General features: G+C 42.1%; 13 protein-coding genes. 6 read left to right on the forward strand and 7 right to left on the reverse strand.

Going from position 1 to position 14,557, the window contains the following annotated elements:
* On the reverse strand, positions 1 to 1,089 hold a 1,089-nt coding region (locus tag LBB20_01000; GenBank protein MDR2735407.1), incomplete at its 3' end, for a hypothetical protein.
* Positions 1,090 to 1,136: 47 nt separating this feature from the next.
* Positions 1,137 to 3,071, reverse strand: coding sequence for a hypothetical protein (locus tag LBB20_01005; protein ID MDR2735408.1), 1,935 nt, complete (start codon positions 3,069 to 3,071; stop codon positions 1,137 to 1,139).
* Positions 3,072 to 3,241: 170 nt separating this feature from the next.
* Between LBB20_01005 and rpsP the strand changes: the two genes are divergently transcribed.
* The 5 genes from rpsP to prmC are packed head-to-tail and all read left to right on the forward strand — an operon-like array spanning position 3,242 to position 5,770.
* Positions 3,242 to 3,499, forward strand: coding sequence for a 30S ribosomal protein S16 (gene rpsP, locus LBB20_01010; GenBank protein ID MDR2735409.1), 258 nt, complete (start codon positions 3,242 to 3,244; stop codon positions 3,497 to 3,499).
* 16 nt (positions 3,500 to 3,515) lie between these two features.
* Positions 3,516 to 4,223, forward strand: coding sequence for a tRNA (guanosine(37)-N1)-methyltransferase TrmD (trmD, locus tag LBB20_01015; protein ID MDR2735410.1), 708 nt, complete (start codon positions 3,516 to 3,518; stop codon positions 4,221 to 4,223).
* The gene (gene rplS / locus LBB20_01020) at positions 4,220 to 4,591 is read left to right on the forward strand and encodes a 50S ribosomal protein L19 (protein ID MDR2735411.1); all 372 of its coding nucleotides are present in this window, start codon (positions 4,220 to 4,222) and stop codon (positions 4,589 to 4,591) included. The genes trmD and rplS overlap by 4 nt, the downstream gene beginning before the upstream one ends.
* Positions 4,588 to 4,971 (forward strand): hypothetical protein, encoded by a 384-nt coding sequence (locus LBB20_01025; protein ID MDR2735412.1) that lies wholly within the window; start codon positions 4,588 to 4,590, stop codon positions 4,969 to 4,971. Before rplS ends, LBB20_01025 begins: the two co-directional genes overlap by 4 nt.
* Positions 4,937 to 5,770 carry a peptide chain release factor N(5)-glutamine methyltransferase gene (gene prmC / locus LBB20_01030; GenBank protein MDR2735413.1) on the forward strand — a complete coding sequence of 278 codons (834 nt, stop codon included), beginning with the start codon at positions 4,937 to 4,939 and terminating at the stop codon, positions 5,768 to 5,770. The genes LBB20_01025 and prmC overlap by 35 nt, the downstream gene beginning before the upstream one ends.
* Before the next feature lie 23 nt (positions 5,771 to 5,793).
* Here the strand turns inward: prmC and bamA are convergent, their stop codons facing one another.
* The 5 genes from bamA to LBB20_01055 all read right to left on the reverse strand — a co-directional run bounded on the left by bamA (position 5,794) and on the right by LBB20_01055 (position 13,343).
* Entirely contained in the window at positions 5,794 to 8,169 is a 2,376-nt protein-coding gene (gene bamA, locus LBB20_01035) for an outer membrane protein assembly factor BamA (protein ID MDR2735414.1), read from the reverse strand.
* Positions 8,150 to 9,508: a replicative DNA helicase gene (gene dnaB / locus LBB20_01040; GenBank protein ID MDR2735415.1), complete on the reverse strand. Its 1,359-nt coding sequence runs from the start codon at positions 9,506 to 9,508 to the stop codon at positions 8,150 to 8,152. The genes bamA and dnaB overlap by 20 nt, the downstream gene beginning before the upstream one ends.
* Before the next feature lie 111 nt (positions 9,509 to 9,619).
* Entirely contained in the window at positions 9,620 to 11,815 is a 2,196-nt protein-coding gene (locus tag LBB20_01045) for a sodium-translocating pyrophosphatase (protein ID MDR2735416.1), read from the reverse strand.
* Positions 11,816 to 11,941: 126 nt separating this feature from the next.
* Positions 11,942 to 12,580, reverse strand: coding sequence for a nitroreductase family protein (locus LBB20_01050; GenBank protein ID MDR2735417.1), 639 nt, complete (start codon positions 12,578 to 12,580; stop codon positions 11,942 to 11,944).
* Between the two features lies 1 nt (position 12,581).
* The gene (locus tag LBB20_01055) at positions 12,582 to 13,343 is read right to left on the reverse strand and encodes an ABC transporter permease subunit (GenBank protein ID MDR2735418.1); all 762 of its coding nucleotides are present in this window, start codon (positions 13,341 to 13,343) and stop codon (positions 12,582 to 12,584) included.
* A 92-nt stretch (positions 13,344 to 13,435) separates the two neighbouring features.
* On the opposite strand from LBB20_01055, the gene dnaX reads away from it, so the two are divergent.
* Entirely contained in the window at positions 13,436 to 14,542 is a 1,107-nt protein-coding gene (dnaX, locus tag LBB20_01060) for a DNA polymerase III subunit gamma/tau (GenBank protein MDR2735419.1), read from the forward strand.
* Positions 14,543 to 14,557 lie beyond the last annotated feature (15 nt).

Raw genomic sequence — 14,557 nt, forward strand, 5'->3', positions numbered from 1 at the left:
CAGCTCCTGGCCTATAGCATTCCGATCTAGATCTGGATAATGGTCTTTCAAGCTATGGATAATCCAATAGCATACAATTGCCAGCGACCAACCATCATACTTGGACATTTCTTTGATCTTTTCCGGATGCTCATAGAGATCCCGGATCTGGGCTATCGCAGCTCTCTTATTATCATTCATATCCTTGCAGAATTTCTCACCAAACTCTAGTTTATCCATAGTCTCACTGGACTCTGCTTTATTAATGGTCTCAGCTGCTTCATCAATGGTCTTTGTATGGTTATCAATGTCATCGCTATTCGAGACGATCGGGCCAGGCGCATCATCCAAGGGAGGCTGATAATTAGTGCTATTTATGACATTGCTAAATAAATTACTAGTATTACTTGCTATCCATTTCACACAGTCACCGATCTGGCCACTGTAATGCACTCCAATCGCTGCAGTTGCTATCGTTCCAACCACAGTTACAATCGTATCCCTATGGTCCTTCACCCAATTCCAAGCTCTATTAAAAATACCTGGCTTGTTTTTCTTCACGATTTCGGCACTTAACTTGGTAATGAAAATTTCCGAACTACCATGCACTGCTCCAGTATTTGCATTTTTATCCAATTTTATATTACCAACCTGCCTAAAATATACCAAATCATCACTGGCCAGTATATCTTTTACCCAGCCTAATAGCTTTCCATATCTTCCATGACAATCATCTGGATCATCTGGATTCACTAGAATAAGTTTTTTAAATGACCTATGCCGTTTTTCTATAAAAAATACCGAATATTCGCTTTTTCCTTTTACTAATTCATGCAATTCTACTAGCCGAGGACTCTTGGTTTCATTTCCGGCTACTGCCTTATATACCTTTCCATCTATTAGAACAATGTTTATCCATCGATTATTCTCATCAGATTTTACGAATAATATCCCAGCCTCACTGTTTTTATTTGAAATAAACGAGTGTACATCTTTCCAAACTGTAACCAATGACTTTTTATGTGACTCACCAAAAGCGTCGCCTATCGTCCAAAATAATAAGGCAAGCACAATCAACATCAATCTTTCGGGGTTCAATCTCTTTTTCATAATTCCCATTTCCTTTTTGTTAGATTTATACATACATTATATTGTAGTCATGGTTTTTGTTTTTTTGAAAATTTTTCCTTTAATGATTGAAATAATTTATTTGCTTTTTCTTTACCAAATCTGAGGACTTGTTCGGCCTTTTCTTTACTCAATTGATATCCTTTTTCAGCCTTTCCCTTACTCTGTTGGAGTAGGCCTTCTATATTTCTCTTGATCCTTTCCAAAATTCCTTCATCATCTGGATCACAGTATGATTCATCTTTCAGAAACATCATATATGGGCTATCGATTCCAGCATCTTTGACCAGATCAGTTGCTTTCGTAATTGAATTGACCGATTTCTCAAGGTTATCCATCTTTTTGGTTTCAATAATTTCGGTTAAAATTTTTATCCTATCTCCAATGGCTGTTTTAAATTTATTCAGATTCTTTTTAATTTCTTCTTGTTGGGGTTTGGTAATAGCCGAATCAATAGATATAGATTTCGCATCAATTTTACTCTCAAAGTACTTAACCCTTTCTTCGGCGATGATAAAACTAAGGAAAGCTGTTTCGTAGGCTAGCAGAACACTTATACCAGATACGGTATCTTTTCCATTTTGCTTCGCAGATCTAATGTTTTCTTTCTCTTGTTTCCTGTATTTATTGATTAATTTTTTGGCCTTTTCAAGTTCCACAAGCCTACCAGCTCTCTCCACTAGAGCCTCTTTGTAGTTCATCTCAGGATTTCCAACTACGTCTTTAAGCCAACTACAATTAATAGAATTTACAATATTCTGTTTAGTAACCATAAACCTACTTTTCTTATATTCTGGATTATTTTTATCATAAAAACGACCCACGCTATTACTACTGGCTATATCAATAATTTCTTTGATAAGGCCTTGTAGTTCACCTTTGTCAATCGATAGAGCCTGGCCTGTAAATTTGAATGTACTAAGCGATTGTTTTACTATTCTTGCCAAGGCGTATGGATTTTTAAGCTTATCTATCGTTTCGTCCGTTGATACATTGCCAAAATATTCATCCAAGACTTTTCCTCCTATGCCGGTCATGAGCGAAGAAAATATTGTCATGCCAATTTTACTTTCACGGATACACTCACCAACTTTACCGATAATACCTCCTTGGTTTTCCATTGCAGTAAGTAATTGATCACCAATCACACCGGACTGTGAAAAAGCCACGCCATTCGGATTTAACGTTTGCGTTAAATATCCTTTAAGGCAAATGCTTCCGATAGTGCTAACTATAGAATATGGGCTTATAAGCGGCCCCATAAGGTTTGCTACGGTCCCAACCATAAAACTGGCACTACCGGCTATAGCCATGGCTGCGCCTTTAACAGAAGAGCCTATGCTACCTAGAAAAGAACCAATTAGACCTGGTTTGCTACTTTTACTCACAACCACCACTGATTTATTATTTTTTTTATCGTCCTTTTCCTGCACACTTTTGGGCTTCTCTTTCAATATATTCAATACAAATTTATAATATACCGTTTCATTTAGAATTCCTTCCAACGCATTCACCATATCTTTGTTCAGCTTGTCATTTTTGTCTATTTCTTTGAACCCACTAACGGTATTTCCAGAAATTTCTGCGATAAACATTGAATATTTTCTTTTTCCTATGAATTTATTCAGTAATTGATCCAACTGCTTTGTCATTTCACTGACACCGCAGGAGGCAAATACATCGCCCTGGTTTGTGACAATATCTATCGATTCCACATTAAAGCTATCATTCGCATAAATTGCTTTAAATATAACAGCCAAATCACTTTTCTTTTGTATAGATAAATGCCCTTCAATCCAAATATCTTTCAATGTCTTTTTCTGGACATTGTGAACCACTTTTATCGGTTTTTTGTTATCATAATCGGCGCTAAAATTAGATCCAAAAGCGTAATTTTGTGTATGCAATAACGTTATTACCATAAACACCCGAACAAAATACATCCCTCCTTTAAGCATAAACATAAATATCCCTATTGACTCCTTTTTTTATTTTATCATTACATCTACACATTTCAATATAATTCTAGTATATAATCGCCCATCAATATGTCAGAAAAAATCATTAGTTTGACGGCCAATAATAAAACATCTTGACAATTTTGTGCCTATGTTTCTGTTTGTTTCAAAGTCCTATGGCATTAAAAATTAGATTGCAGCGTCATGGTGCTACACATAAACCAATATATAAAGTTGTGGTAGCCGAATCTTCCTGGCGGAGAGATGGTCGTTTTGTCGAAAAGCTTGGTACCTATGATCCTCAGGCCAGAGGTAAAGCAGTGGAACTTACTCTGGACATTGATCGTGTTGATCATTGGCTCGGTGTTGGGGCAAAACCCACCGAAACCGTCAGTACATTGATCCGTCGTTCTAGAAAAGCATCATCTGTCTAGTTTACGCATAGATTTTTTGTCTCTATTCCCGGACATGCTCGAGGGATTTTTGTCAGCGAGTATGTTGCGTAGGGCTATGAATCTTGGTCTGATCGAGTTTAATACATACAATTTGCGTAGCTTTACAAGGGACAAACATGGCACTACCGACGATAGGCCTTTTGGCGGTGGGCCAGGTATGGTTATGAAGCCAGAGCCGGTATGTTCGGCAATAGATGCTGTTAAAACCGAAACCTCAATGGTGATCTATATGTGTCCTGATGGGAAGCTGTTAACAACAGAATTGGCCAAGGAATTATCCAAAAAAAAACATCTAATTTTACTGTCTGGGCATTATGAAGGCATAGATGAAAGAATAAGGGAATCTCATCTAGATCTGGAGGTTTCCATCGGCGACTATATAATAACCAATGGAACACTGGCCGCGGCGGTTTTGGCCGATGCGGTATGTAGATACGTGCCCGGAGTCCTTGGCAATCCTAACTCATTGGACCAGGATAGTTTCTCGAACGGTTTATTATCATTTCCCCAATACACAAGACCTGTCGAGTTTGAAGGCAAGCGGGTTCCCGAGGTATTGATGTCAGGCAATCATGCGGAAATAGACAGATGGAGATTTAATCAAATGATTGCAAGAACAATGAACCGAAGACCGGATATTTTTCAAAAATGGTTGAATTTGAATAAAAAACACTTAGAGAAGGATGTGGATTTATTAAAATGAACTCTATTATAAAGGAATTGACCGAGGGTCAACTTATGGAAGGTCGCGATGGTTTCAAAGTCGGCGATGGTGTTCGGGTACATGTCAAAGTGCGTGAAGGAGATAAAGAACGCGTACAGATTTTCGCTGGCATTGTTCTTTGTCGAAAAGGTAATGGTATAAGCGAAACCTTTACCGTTAGAAAAATTTCATTTGGCGAAGGTGTTGAAAGAATATTTCCCGTTCATTCGCGAAACATAGTTAAAATAGAGGTCGAAAGAAAAAGCGTACCCATGCGAGCAAAGCTATATTACCTTCGGGGAAGAATTGGCAAAAATGCTGTCAAAGTGAAGGAAAATCGTGAGTTTGGGAAAAATAATATGCTATGATGGATGGCTGCATTACATCGCTGGGAAATTATCTTCAAAACGTTGATTATGAGTTCGTTGTCTCCGTAATAAAGGTGGTTGTTTTTCTGCTGGTGCTGGTCATCGGTGGAATGATAGTGGTCCGATTATACAGATCTGACCGTGGTTGTTGCTGTGGAAACCATTCCGATCAACGAAAAGATTATATAGATGTCATTGATAAGAAAGCACTTGGTGTAAAGTCTATGCTTGCCGTTGTTGGCTATGGCCGCAGGAAGTTTTTTATTTGTATCCATAGGGATAATGTAACCTGTATCGGTGACGTCAGCGATTATGGTCATAAGTCATTCGTACATAAAAAGTTACATGCAAAGACTCCTAGACCTATTGAAAAAATCTGACGCTTTTCTCACAAGAAAAGGTGTCGAAAGTCACAGACTGGATGCCGAATTAATTTTCGCCAATATCCTAGGCTGCAAGAAGTTAGATCTATATTTGCGGTTTGACAGTACGATAGACGAGGCAACCGCGGAATTAATAAAAAAAGCCATTATAAGGCGCGGCAACCGGGAACCATTGCAATACATAACCGGTGAAACCAGGTTTCTTGACATAAAAATAAAAACCGATAGGCGGGCATTGATCCCACGACCAGAAACCGAAGAACTTGTCGAACTTGTAATTCAAGAAGTTGAAACTAAGCCAGTTAGCAAAATATTAGACCTCGGCACTGGCACCGGAGCCATCGGCCTGGCTTTGGCCAAAAAATTTACCAACGCCGAGGTGATTGCGGTGGATAAAAGCTTGGAAGCAATAGCCTTAGCAATCGAAAATTCAAAAATTAACCGGCTGGCCAACATAACTTTTATTCAATCGGACTGGTTCTCGGATGTGGAAGGAAGCTTCGACATCATTGTTTCCAACCCACCTTATCTGTCCCAGGAAGAACTGGTGTTGACTCAGCCCGAGGTGAAAGACCACGAACCAACCTGGGCCCTGGTATCCGGAAATGATGGCATCGAGGATGCTGCAAAAATCCTGGCCCAGGCAGAAAAATTTCTGAAAAAGCCAGGATTAATAGCTCTAGAAATCGGGATTAACCATGGCGAATCTCTTATCAAAAAAGCTAACTGGCTGCCATTTAAAGAGATACGAAACGACCTATGCCGTCGCCAAAGATTCTTCCTTGGCAAGCTATAACGATCTCCCTTTCCTGATACGGATCAAAATACAATACCAAAAGAGAAATTAAACTGAACTTTGTCTTTTTTGCCGAAGCCCGCTGGGGTATGCACCGGAAATCCCCAATCTAGCCTGAGAGGCGCTCCCTGGATCATTATCCTCAAGCCAATGCCAAGATCAGCACAGTAATTCCTTGGGCTAAAACGCATTGTATGCCTATTAACAAAACCGGCCTCACCAAAGTAGGCCAAGGACACCGGCCCAAATAGTTTCATCGTATACTCCGAACAAAGATAGCCAAAAGAGTTTCCGCCAACCACATAGCCGACATTGTCTTTTGGCCCTATGCTTTTGTATTCAAAGCCTCTCATATAACTTTGGCCACCAAGGAAATAGCGTTCTGTATACGGGATATTTTTATGATTATACGGGGTTATAGCTCCAAGCTTTCCTATAACTTCCAGCACATGATCGCCACTCTTTGTGATAGGAATCCAGCGGGCAAAGCTACCTTCTAGCTTGGCAAAATTTGTTTTCCCAAGAAATGGTCCACCGGCAATCTCATTGTTTATGCTTATCAACGATCCTTTCGATGGCATAACAAAACTATTCCTGGTATCTCTTTCCAGGGTAAATTTAGCCTTGGATATGCTACGCCAACCGCCTTCATCCTTTAAATCCTGGGGTGCACGTTTGCCGATGTGGTATAACTTAACTCGTTCTATGTGATAGGCTAATCGACCAGTCCAAAGGCCAAAAAGTCTTTTCCTCAGATAGGGTTCCATGCCAATGTGCTGCTCGTCATAGCTGGGGCCGCTGTAGTTGCTATCCGAACGCTTATACTCGTGCTTTGACAGAAAGGCGTCAAACCCGGCGGCCAAGGGTTTATCGCAGAGATATGGCTCTTCGAAGGACAATAGGAACTGGCTGGCTCTGGTACCAAGTTCTATGCGAGCCCTAGCCTTCTGGCCACCACCTTGGAACTTCGACTTTCTGTTGAGTAGATCAAAATTCGCCTGGGCAATTTCTGCAAACACCATAATGTTATTCATGGCACTTATGGCGCCTCCCAAAGAAATTTTTCCCGTGTTGGCTTCTTTAACCTCAACCTTCAGATTCTTTTTATTTGGCTCTTTAGAATCTTCATAGCCTATATCAACATCGCTAAAAAATCCAGTATTTTTGAGCTTTGCCTGGCTATTTTTCATCCTGGTAACATTGAATTTTTGGCCCGGCGAAAGTGTCAATTCTCTCAGGATTACCTTGTTTTTTGTCTTGATGTTACCAGAAAGTTTCACCGCGCCAACCTGGGACACTTCTCCCTCGGATATATTAAAAGTGATATCTATCGAGTTGTCGATAAAGCTTGGGTTCCTGGTCACGGCAACCTGGGTATCAAGGTAGCCACTCAGGCCATAGAAATCCTGTATATTTACACAGGCTTGGCTCAAAGCGTCCGGAGAAAACACATCGCCGTCTTTGATTCCAAGAATTTTCTCTAACACATTGGTTTCGAAAACCTTATTGCCGCTTATATCCACCCGGCCAACCATATATTTATTTTCGCCAAGTTCCATCGGAATGGTTATAATCAATCCATTTCTACTATCATAGGAAAAGGTTATTTTGGTTTCATCTATGGAAGAGTCGAGATAACCGTGATTTTTCAGTTCCTTCCTGAGTGTAATCAGGTCCATATCAAACATTCCACTGCGGAGCTTACCAGTCCCTTTAATCCAGGATATTAGAAATATCCATTTCTGGGTGAGCATCTTATCACGTAACTTGTCTGCGCTCACATCACCATTGCCAACGAATCTTACCTCCCTTATCTTAGCCTTAATGCCTTCATTGATTACAAATACCAGCTCAACATTACCGGTTACCGGATCTACTCTTTTTTCATAGTCAACCTTCGGTTCCGGATATCCATTTTCCTGATAATAATTGAAAATTTCATAGGCATCGTCCAGGGCCATGCTGTCTGAAAACATAAGGCCCGTGGTGCTTTTTATTTTTTTTCTAAGAATTTTTGACCTTATTTTTTCGTTACCTTCGAATCTGATAGCTGAAATCTTTGGCCTGAGGGTTAGGTTGAATGTTACCACGACCTCATCACTGAATTCAATCCTAGTCATTTTGATCGACACAAACTCGAATAGCTTGGTTTCATATAGGGATTTTATCGATCTATCTGCCAGGTAGTGGCTAAACGGTTCTCCTTCTTTAAGTTGTACGTGGGCAAGGACAACACTATCATGAATAGCACCACGGACATCCCCATCATAGTTAATATCTATGCGGCCGACCACTGGCTCTTTCCAAGGCTGATCCTCGGCTTTGCTATGCTGCTGAACGCAGCTCAATAAACATATACAACAAAATAAATTCCAAAAATCAGATATCCTTATCTGCATAATTTTCAAACCTGGTTAAACTTTTTCTAAATGCTAATTGAACTAAACCTGTAGGACCATTCCTTTGTTTTGCAACAATCAATTCACGAATCACTAGATCCGACGAAATTTCCTTATCGGTGTCCTCTTCCCTTTTCTTAGAGAGTAACATAACAACATCCGCATCCTGTTCTATTGCACCGGATTCACGCAGATCTGATAACCTTGGCTGACGCTTCTCTTTTTCTGACTCTCTATTCAGCTGGCTTAGTACGATGACCGGCACATTGAGTTCTTTGGCCATGGCTTTGACACCCCGTGATATCTCTGATATCTGTTGTTCTCGGTTTACCCTGGCATCGGTACCGGCAATCAGCTGCAGGTAATCGATAATGACCAATCCGAATTTGTTCTTATTGTACCTACGCCTAGCCTTTGCGCGCATCTCGGTTATGGACATATTCGTTGATTCATCGATCCACAGTGGTGCATTTTTGAATTCATTAGCAACTTTATTTAGATTTATGGCAGACTCCTTTGTGATAAATCCATCACGAAATTTTGTCATATTTATACCAGCTCGGCCGCATAATAGCCGCATAGATAGCTGTTCTGAACTCATCTCAAGGCTGAAAAATAGCGTCGGTACAACGGTTTTTCCCTCTGGTTTTATCACAGCATTCTCTGCTATATTTAGAGCTAAGCTAGTCTTTCCCACCGAGGGCCTGGCGGCTACAACGATCATTTCACCTGGATGAAACCCAAAGGTCAAACGGTCGAGATCACCAAAACCTGAGCCCACGCCACTGAGTTCGCCACGGTTCTGTAACAGCTTCTGGACTAATACTATAGCATTATCAATGGCGCTTCTTATATGCTGTGCAGAATCTGAAAGTCTGGATTCACTTAGATCAAATATTGCTTTTTCAACCGTTTCTACGAATTGGCTAACGTCGCTGACCCCGGCATAGGCCGACTCGATGCTTTCGCTGGAAATTTTTATAATTTTCCTGAGCAAATCCAAATCTCTCACACGGTTTATATAATAAACTATGTGAACCGGAGTATCTATCCTGCTTGTTATGGAATTTATATAATCATAACCACCAACCTTCTCCAGCTCTCTGCGACTTGATAGCTTTTCCGCCAGAACCAGTTCTGAAACCGGAGAATTCTCGGCATAGAGGTCCAATAGGGCCTTAAAAATGACCTGATGGGCCGGCATATAAAACGATGTGGGATAGATTTTTTCCTGGATGCAGGTAGCAATGCTTTCCTGGCCACCCTCTATTATGCAAGACGCAAGCAACGCCTGCTCGAAATCCACGCTATAGGGCGGAGTTCTGGAGATGCCGCTCATTGTAAGTTACTTCCTGCAATAATAAAACACAAAACAATCACACTTGCCAATAATATTAATTTGTAGGTTGTTCATAAATAAAATATACGCACCCGGGTAACAAAGTTCTATTTAAAAAACACTATAGGCCACGGTGAATCCGACCATAACCAGCGATACCATGGCCATCAGTTTTATCAATATATTCAGGCTTGGGCCAGCGGTATCCTTAAACGGATCACCCACCGTATCGCCGATGACCGAAGCTTTGTGTGCCTCGGAGCCCTTGCCTCCCATGGCACCTTCCTCGATGTATTTTTTGGCATTATCCCAGGCACCACCTGAGTTTGCCATGAAAACAGCTAGCACAAAGCCACTGGATAGTGAGCCGCCAAGCAATCCGATCACACCCGGAACACCAAAAACAAATCCCACGACAACCGGGACAATTATGGCACATAGCGCTGGAGCAACCATCTCGCGCTGAGCAGCATATGTAGCGATTGTGACACATCTAGCATAATCAGGGACCGCAGACCCATCCAGTATCCCAGGTATTTCTTTAAATTGCCTGCGAACTTCCTCAACCATACTCGCTGCGGCACGACCAACTGCATTTATAGCAAACCCACAGAATAAAAATGACATCATTGCACCGACAAATAAACCCATAAGTACTTTTGGATTAAGCAAATGCACACCATAATAATTTATGAAATCGTTCATCGTAGCCTCCGAAACAGCTATGGTTTCACCAGAAACTATCATAAACTCCTTGCCGATTTTAACCAACCCAACCCTTAGGCTGGTAACATAGGAGGCGATCAAAGCCAGGGCTGTCAATGCGGCCGAACCAATTGCAAAGCCCTTTCCGGTGGCAGCCGTGGTATTGCCAAGGGAATCCAATGCATCGGTGCGCTCTCTCACAACGGAATCCAACCCGCTCATTTGGACATTACCGCCTGCATTGTCCGCAATCGGCCCATAGGCATCTGTCGCCAATGTTATTCCAAGGGTCGATAACATTCCAACGGCGGCTATCGATATGCCGTACAGCCCTACGGACATATTTATCTGATCAAAACCCGAGAAACCAGTTGCAGAGCAGAACGCCAATATGGTTCCAAAAACCACAGCCACCACCGGCACAGCCGTTGATATCATGCCTGTCCCGATGCCACTTATTATCACCGTGGCCGGACCGGTCTGGGCCTGGCCAGCAATCCGTTTCGTTGGGGTATAGGCCTGGGAGGTGTAATACTCCGACGACTTACCTATTATTTCGCCGGTGATCAACCCAATTACCACCGAGCCCCACAGGCCAGCATAATTCGGAATACCAAGAAGATATAGAACCAAAAACGATGCCACAAATATCAATGCTGCACTCAATTTCACTCCACGGCCAAGGGACTTCAGCAATTCCAGCGCAGTGGCGTTTTCCTTGGTTTTGACACAAAACACGCCAATGATCGATAAAATCACACCGATGGCACCTATAAGTGCCGGAGCAAGAACGGCTTTTACCTGCACCTCCGGGTTGTCTAAAAATGCCACCGCACCCAAGGCTGCAGCCGCCAGAATGGATCCATAGTAGGATTCATACAAATCGGCTCCCATACCAGCCACATCGCCCACGTTATCGCCCACGTTGTCAGCAATCACGGCCGGATTCCTCGGATCATCCTCGGGAATTCCTGACTCAACCTTACCAACCAAATCCGCTCCAACATCGGCGGCTTTCGTAAATATTCCTCCGCCAACCCGTGCGAAAAGTGCCTGAAGAGACGTACCTATGCCGAAAGTCAGCATGGTGCCAGTTATAATCACAAGCCTCTGAGATTGATCCACAGCATCTTCAAAAATGTCCAGTATCACAAACCAGATCGAATAGTCCAGCAGAGCAAGGCCAACCACAACTAAACCCATCACGGCTCCGCTTCTAAAAGCTATACGAAGGCCATCGTTTAACGATTTTGAAGCCGCAAAAGCCGCCCGCGATGAGGCGTTCGTGGCAGTTTTCATCCCTAAAAATCCTGCCAATCCTGAAAAAATACCCGCTGAAATAAAAGCAAACGGGACCCAATCGTTTTGCAAATCCAGGCCAAATGACAGTATCCCAAGGATCACTGCAAGTACTAGAAATACAACAGTCACAACCTTATATTGTTGCTTTAGATAGGCGAGCGAACCGGTTCTCACATAGGAAGCAATCTCTTTCATTCTATCCGTTCCGGCCGGCTCAAGCATCATGGAGCTATAAAAATATCTAGCAACAATCAACGTAAACACAGCCACAATCGGTATTACCCAAAACAAAACTGTCATCTCTTTCCGACTCTCCTATCTATAAAAATCACTAGGCCTATTTTATTCATAACAGACTTACTTTAAACTAAGAACAAAACCATTAGGCAAGAACAAAATTACCGATTTAATCATCTAGTACCGGGGTTACCACCTGTCTATGTGTACCCTTTCCGAGTTATAACGTTCTGAAGGAGAAGGAGTTTTTGTTGGGTGCCCGATCGGAATCAGGGCAAATGGAAACACTTTTTCCGGAATATTTAGTACCTCTCGGAATTTCTTCATCAGGGGTTCGTCCGGATAGACACCAACCCAGACCGAACCCAGGCCCAGGGCCGTAGCCGCTATCAGAATATTTTCCGCTGCAGCAGAACAATTTTGCTCGAACTTATCTGGTATGGATTCCAATGACTTATCACCACAAACCAGTACCGCAAATGGTGCCGATTTCAACATTCCAGCATAGGGATGCACTTTCTCAAGCTTGTCAAGGACAACCCTGTCTTTAATGGCAATGAAATGCCATGGGCTGGACCCCATTGCCGATGGGGCAGCAAACCCGGCTTTCAAAATCATGGTTATCTGTTCACTGGTAATCGGTTCCGATGTATAACTTCTAATACTCCTTCTATTTAATATGGCGTCCATTAGACCGACGTAATTAAATTTTTTCTTATTTTCAAGAATAACATCATCATGTTTTTTTAACAAAGTTAAATTACATGCATCGGCTATCTGGCTCAAGCACAACAAATTAAGTACAAACAAACAAATCTTAATATCCATTTTAACGTCTCCCAATCCACCTGGCCGCCGCAACCAAGCAGAGGCAGGCTGTGCTTATGTAAAACATAATAACCCTCGTGTCAATAATTCCGTTACAAAAATCTTCCACCTGCATAAATGTATTCGAGATGTCGGCAATGTTTTGCATATATATGTTGTTAGCGTAGTTTTGGACAGATACGTATTGAAACAGTTGACCTGCAACCAAAACAAAAAACAACACCACAAAACTAACCACGGTGGATGCCAGTTGGCTTGGGACAATTGAGCTTATAAAAATACCAAGCGAAATGAAAAATGCACTGCTACAAAAAATGAAAAACATTCCGCCACTAACTATGACTCCATCGGTGATCTGTAACGACAACACCAATTCTTTCGAAATGCATTTTGCAATGAAAGGAAAAGTACCTACGGCCAGCCACAAAACAATGTAATAAAAATATATCACAAAAAATTTGCTAAGAACGATCCAGATGCGCCGAATCGGCAACAGGAGAAATGTGTCCAACATTCCATTATCTCGTTCCGATGCAATCGACCTCATTGTGATCACAGGCAAAAAAAACACCGTCGGTAACCACATTGATTTGAAAAACAACACCATCAAATGGCAGGGCTGCGACAATCTCGAGTAATCATCCAATAGGAACAGGAAGATCAATGCCATGAGTGCCGAAAACGAAAAGCCCACCACATAGGCCACCGGTGACAAAAACAGGGTACGGAATTCGTATAGTATCAATGTCAATAGCTGCCTCACGGCGGGCCACAGTGATAAAATTCATTAAAATTGCAACCAGATACAGAATTTGGTTGAAATTCCTAATGATTTAAGTGCCATAACTAACAAGATTGAATGCAGAATATAAGGTAATCGCCAGGCGGTGGAGGCCAAAATCATTTAAGGAACTTGTTGGCCAGGAACATGTTGTCAAAACCATCGAAAATGCCATATTGACCGGACGGGTGGCCCACTCGTTTCTATTTGTCGGCCCCCGGGGCACGGGAAAAACTTCCACGGCCAGACTATTGGCCGCAGCACTAAATGCTGGCAATGCACCATCCATTGACTTCCCGGCGGATTCCGACCTAACGAGTTCGATCATGGATGGCAACTGTCTGGATGTTATAGAGATAGATGGCGCCTCAAACAATTCCGTTGAACAAATAAGGGAACTTCGGGAGGAATGCCACTATCTACCCAGCGGATGCCGCTACAAAATATACATAATCGATGAGGTGCATATGCTTTCCACATCTGCGTTCAATGCTCTACTAAAGACACTTGAAGAACCACCAAGCCACGTAAAATTCATATTCGCCACCACCGAAGCTCAGAAAATTCCATCGACCATAACATCCCGTTGCCAAAGATTTGAATTCAAGCCAATCAGCGAAAATATGCTAAAAACCAAACTCCTAGAAATAGCTAAGGCCGAACAAATCGAAATAGAACCTCTTGCGTTGGAGGCAGTAATCCGGATGGCCGATGGCAGCATGCGTGATGCCCAAACCATCGTCGACCAAATGACGTCGTTCAGCCACGGACATATCAAAGAAATCGACGTCATAACAGCCTACGGCCTTGCTTCGGCCGAACAGCTTTCGGAAATATTTAGGGCACTTTTAGACAGTGATCACAAATCAATCATAAAACTTTCCAACGAGCTATCAGCCAATGGCTGCGATTTCTATCACACTCTATGCGACCTTGAGAAATTGATGCACAAACACCTTGAAGGCGTTTCGTTTGAATCGCACGAACAGGAATCGCATGAACAAACCACGGCTTTTGTTAACCTACTGGAGTCCATTTCATCAGCCAAGGATTCGGTCCGAAATGGAGTTGTAACCAAAATAAATTTCGAAACAGCTTTGTTTAAAGCCCTGAGAAATGCTAAATTATATTCCATTGATCAATTGATAACAAAGCTCAGAAACGCAGCAAAATACCACTAAATCTGGTGAAACCAA

The sequence above is a fragment of the Puniceicoccales bacterium genome, assembly GCA_031283585.1.
In the GTDB taxonomy this organism is placed as follows: domain Bacteria; phylum Verrucomicrobiota; class Verrucomicrobiia; order Opitutales; family LL51; genus JAIRTH01.

Coding starts and splice junctions, on each gene's coding strand:
- prmC (MDR2735413.1), top strand. CDS start 4,937: ATGCAAAGACTCCTAGACCTATTGAAAAAATCTGACGCTTTTCTCACA.
- LBB20_01005 (MDR2735408.1), bottom strand. CDS start 3,071: ATGTTTATGCTTAAAGGAGGGATGTATTTTGTTCGGGTGTTTATGGTA.
- dnaB (MDR2735415.1), bottom strand. CDS start 9,508: ATGAGCGGCATCTCCAGAACTCCGCCCTATAGCGTGGATTTCGAGCAG.
- bamA (MDR2735414.1), bottom strand. CDS start 8,169: ATGCAGATAAGGATATCTGATTTTTGGAATTTATTTTGTTGTATATGT.
- LBB20_01050 (MDR2735417.1), bottom strand. CDS start 12,580: ATGGATATTAAGATTTGTTTGTTTGTACTTAATTTGTTGTGCTTGAGC.
- rplS (MDR2735411.1), top strand. CDS start 4,220: ATGAACTCTATTATAAAGGAATTGACCGAGGGTCAACTTATGGAAGGT.
- rpsP (MDR2735409.1), top strand. CDS start 3,242: ATGGCATTAAAAATTAGATTGCAGCGTCATGGTGCTACACATAAACCA.
- LBB20_01045 (MDR2735416.1), bottom strand. CDS start 11,815: ATGACAGTTTTGTTTTGGGTAATACCGATTGTGGCTGTGTTTACGTTG.
- LBB20_01025 (MDR2735412.1), top strand. CDS start 4,588: ATGATGGATGGCTGCATTACATCGCTGGGAAATTATCTTCAAAACGTT.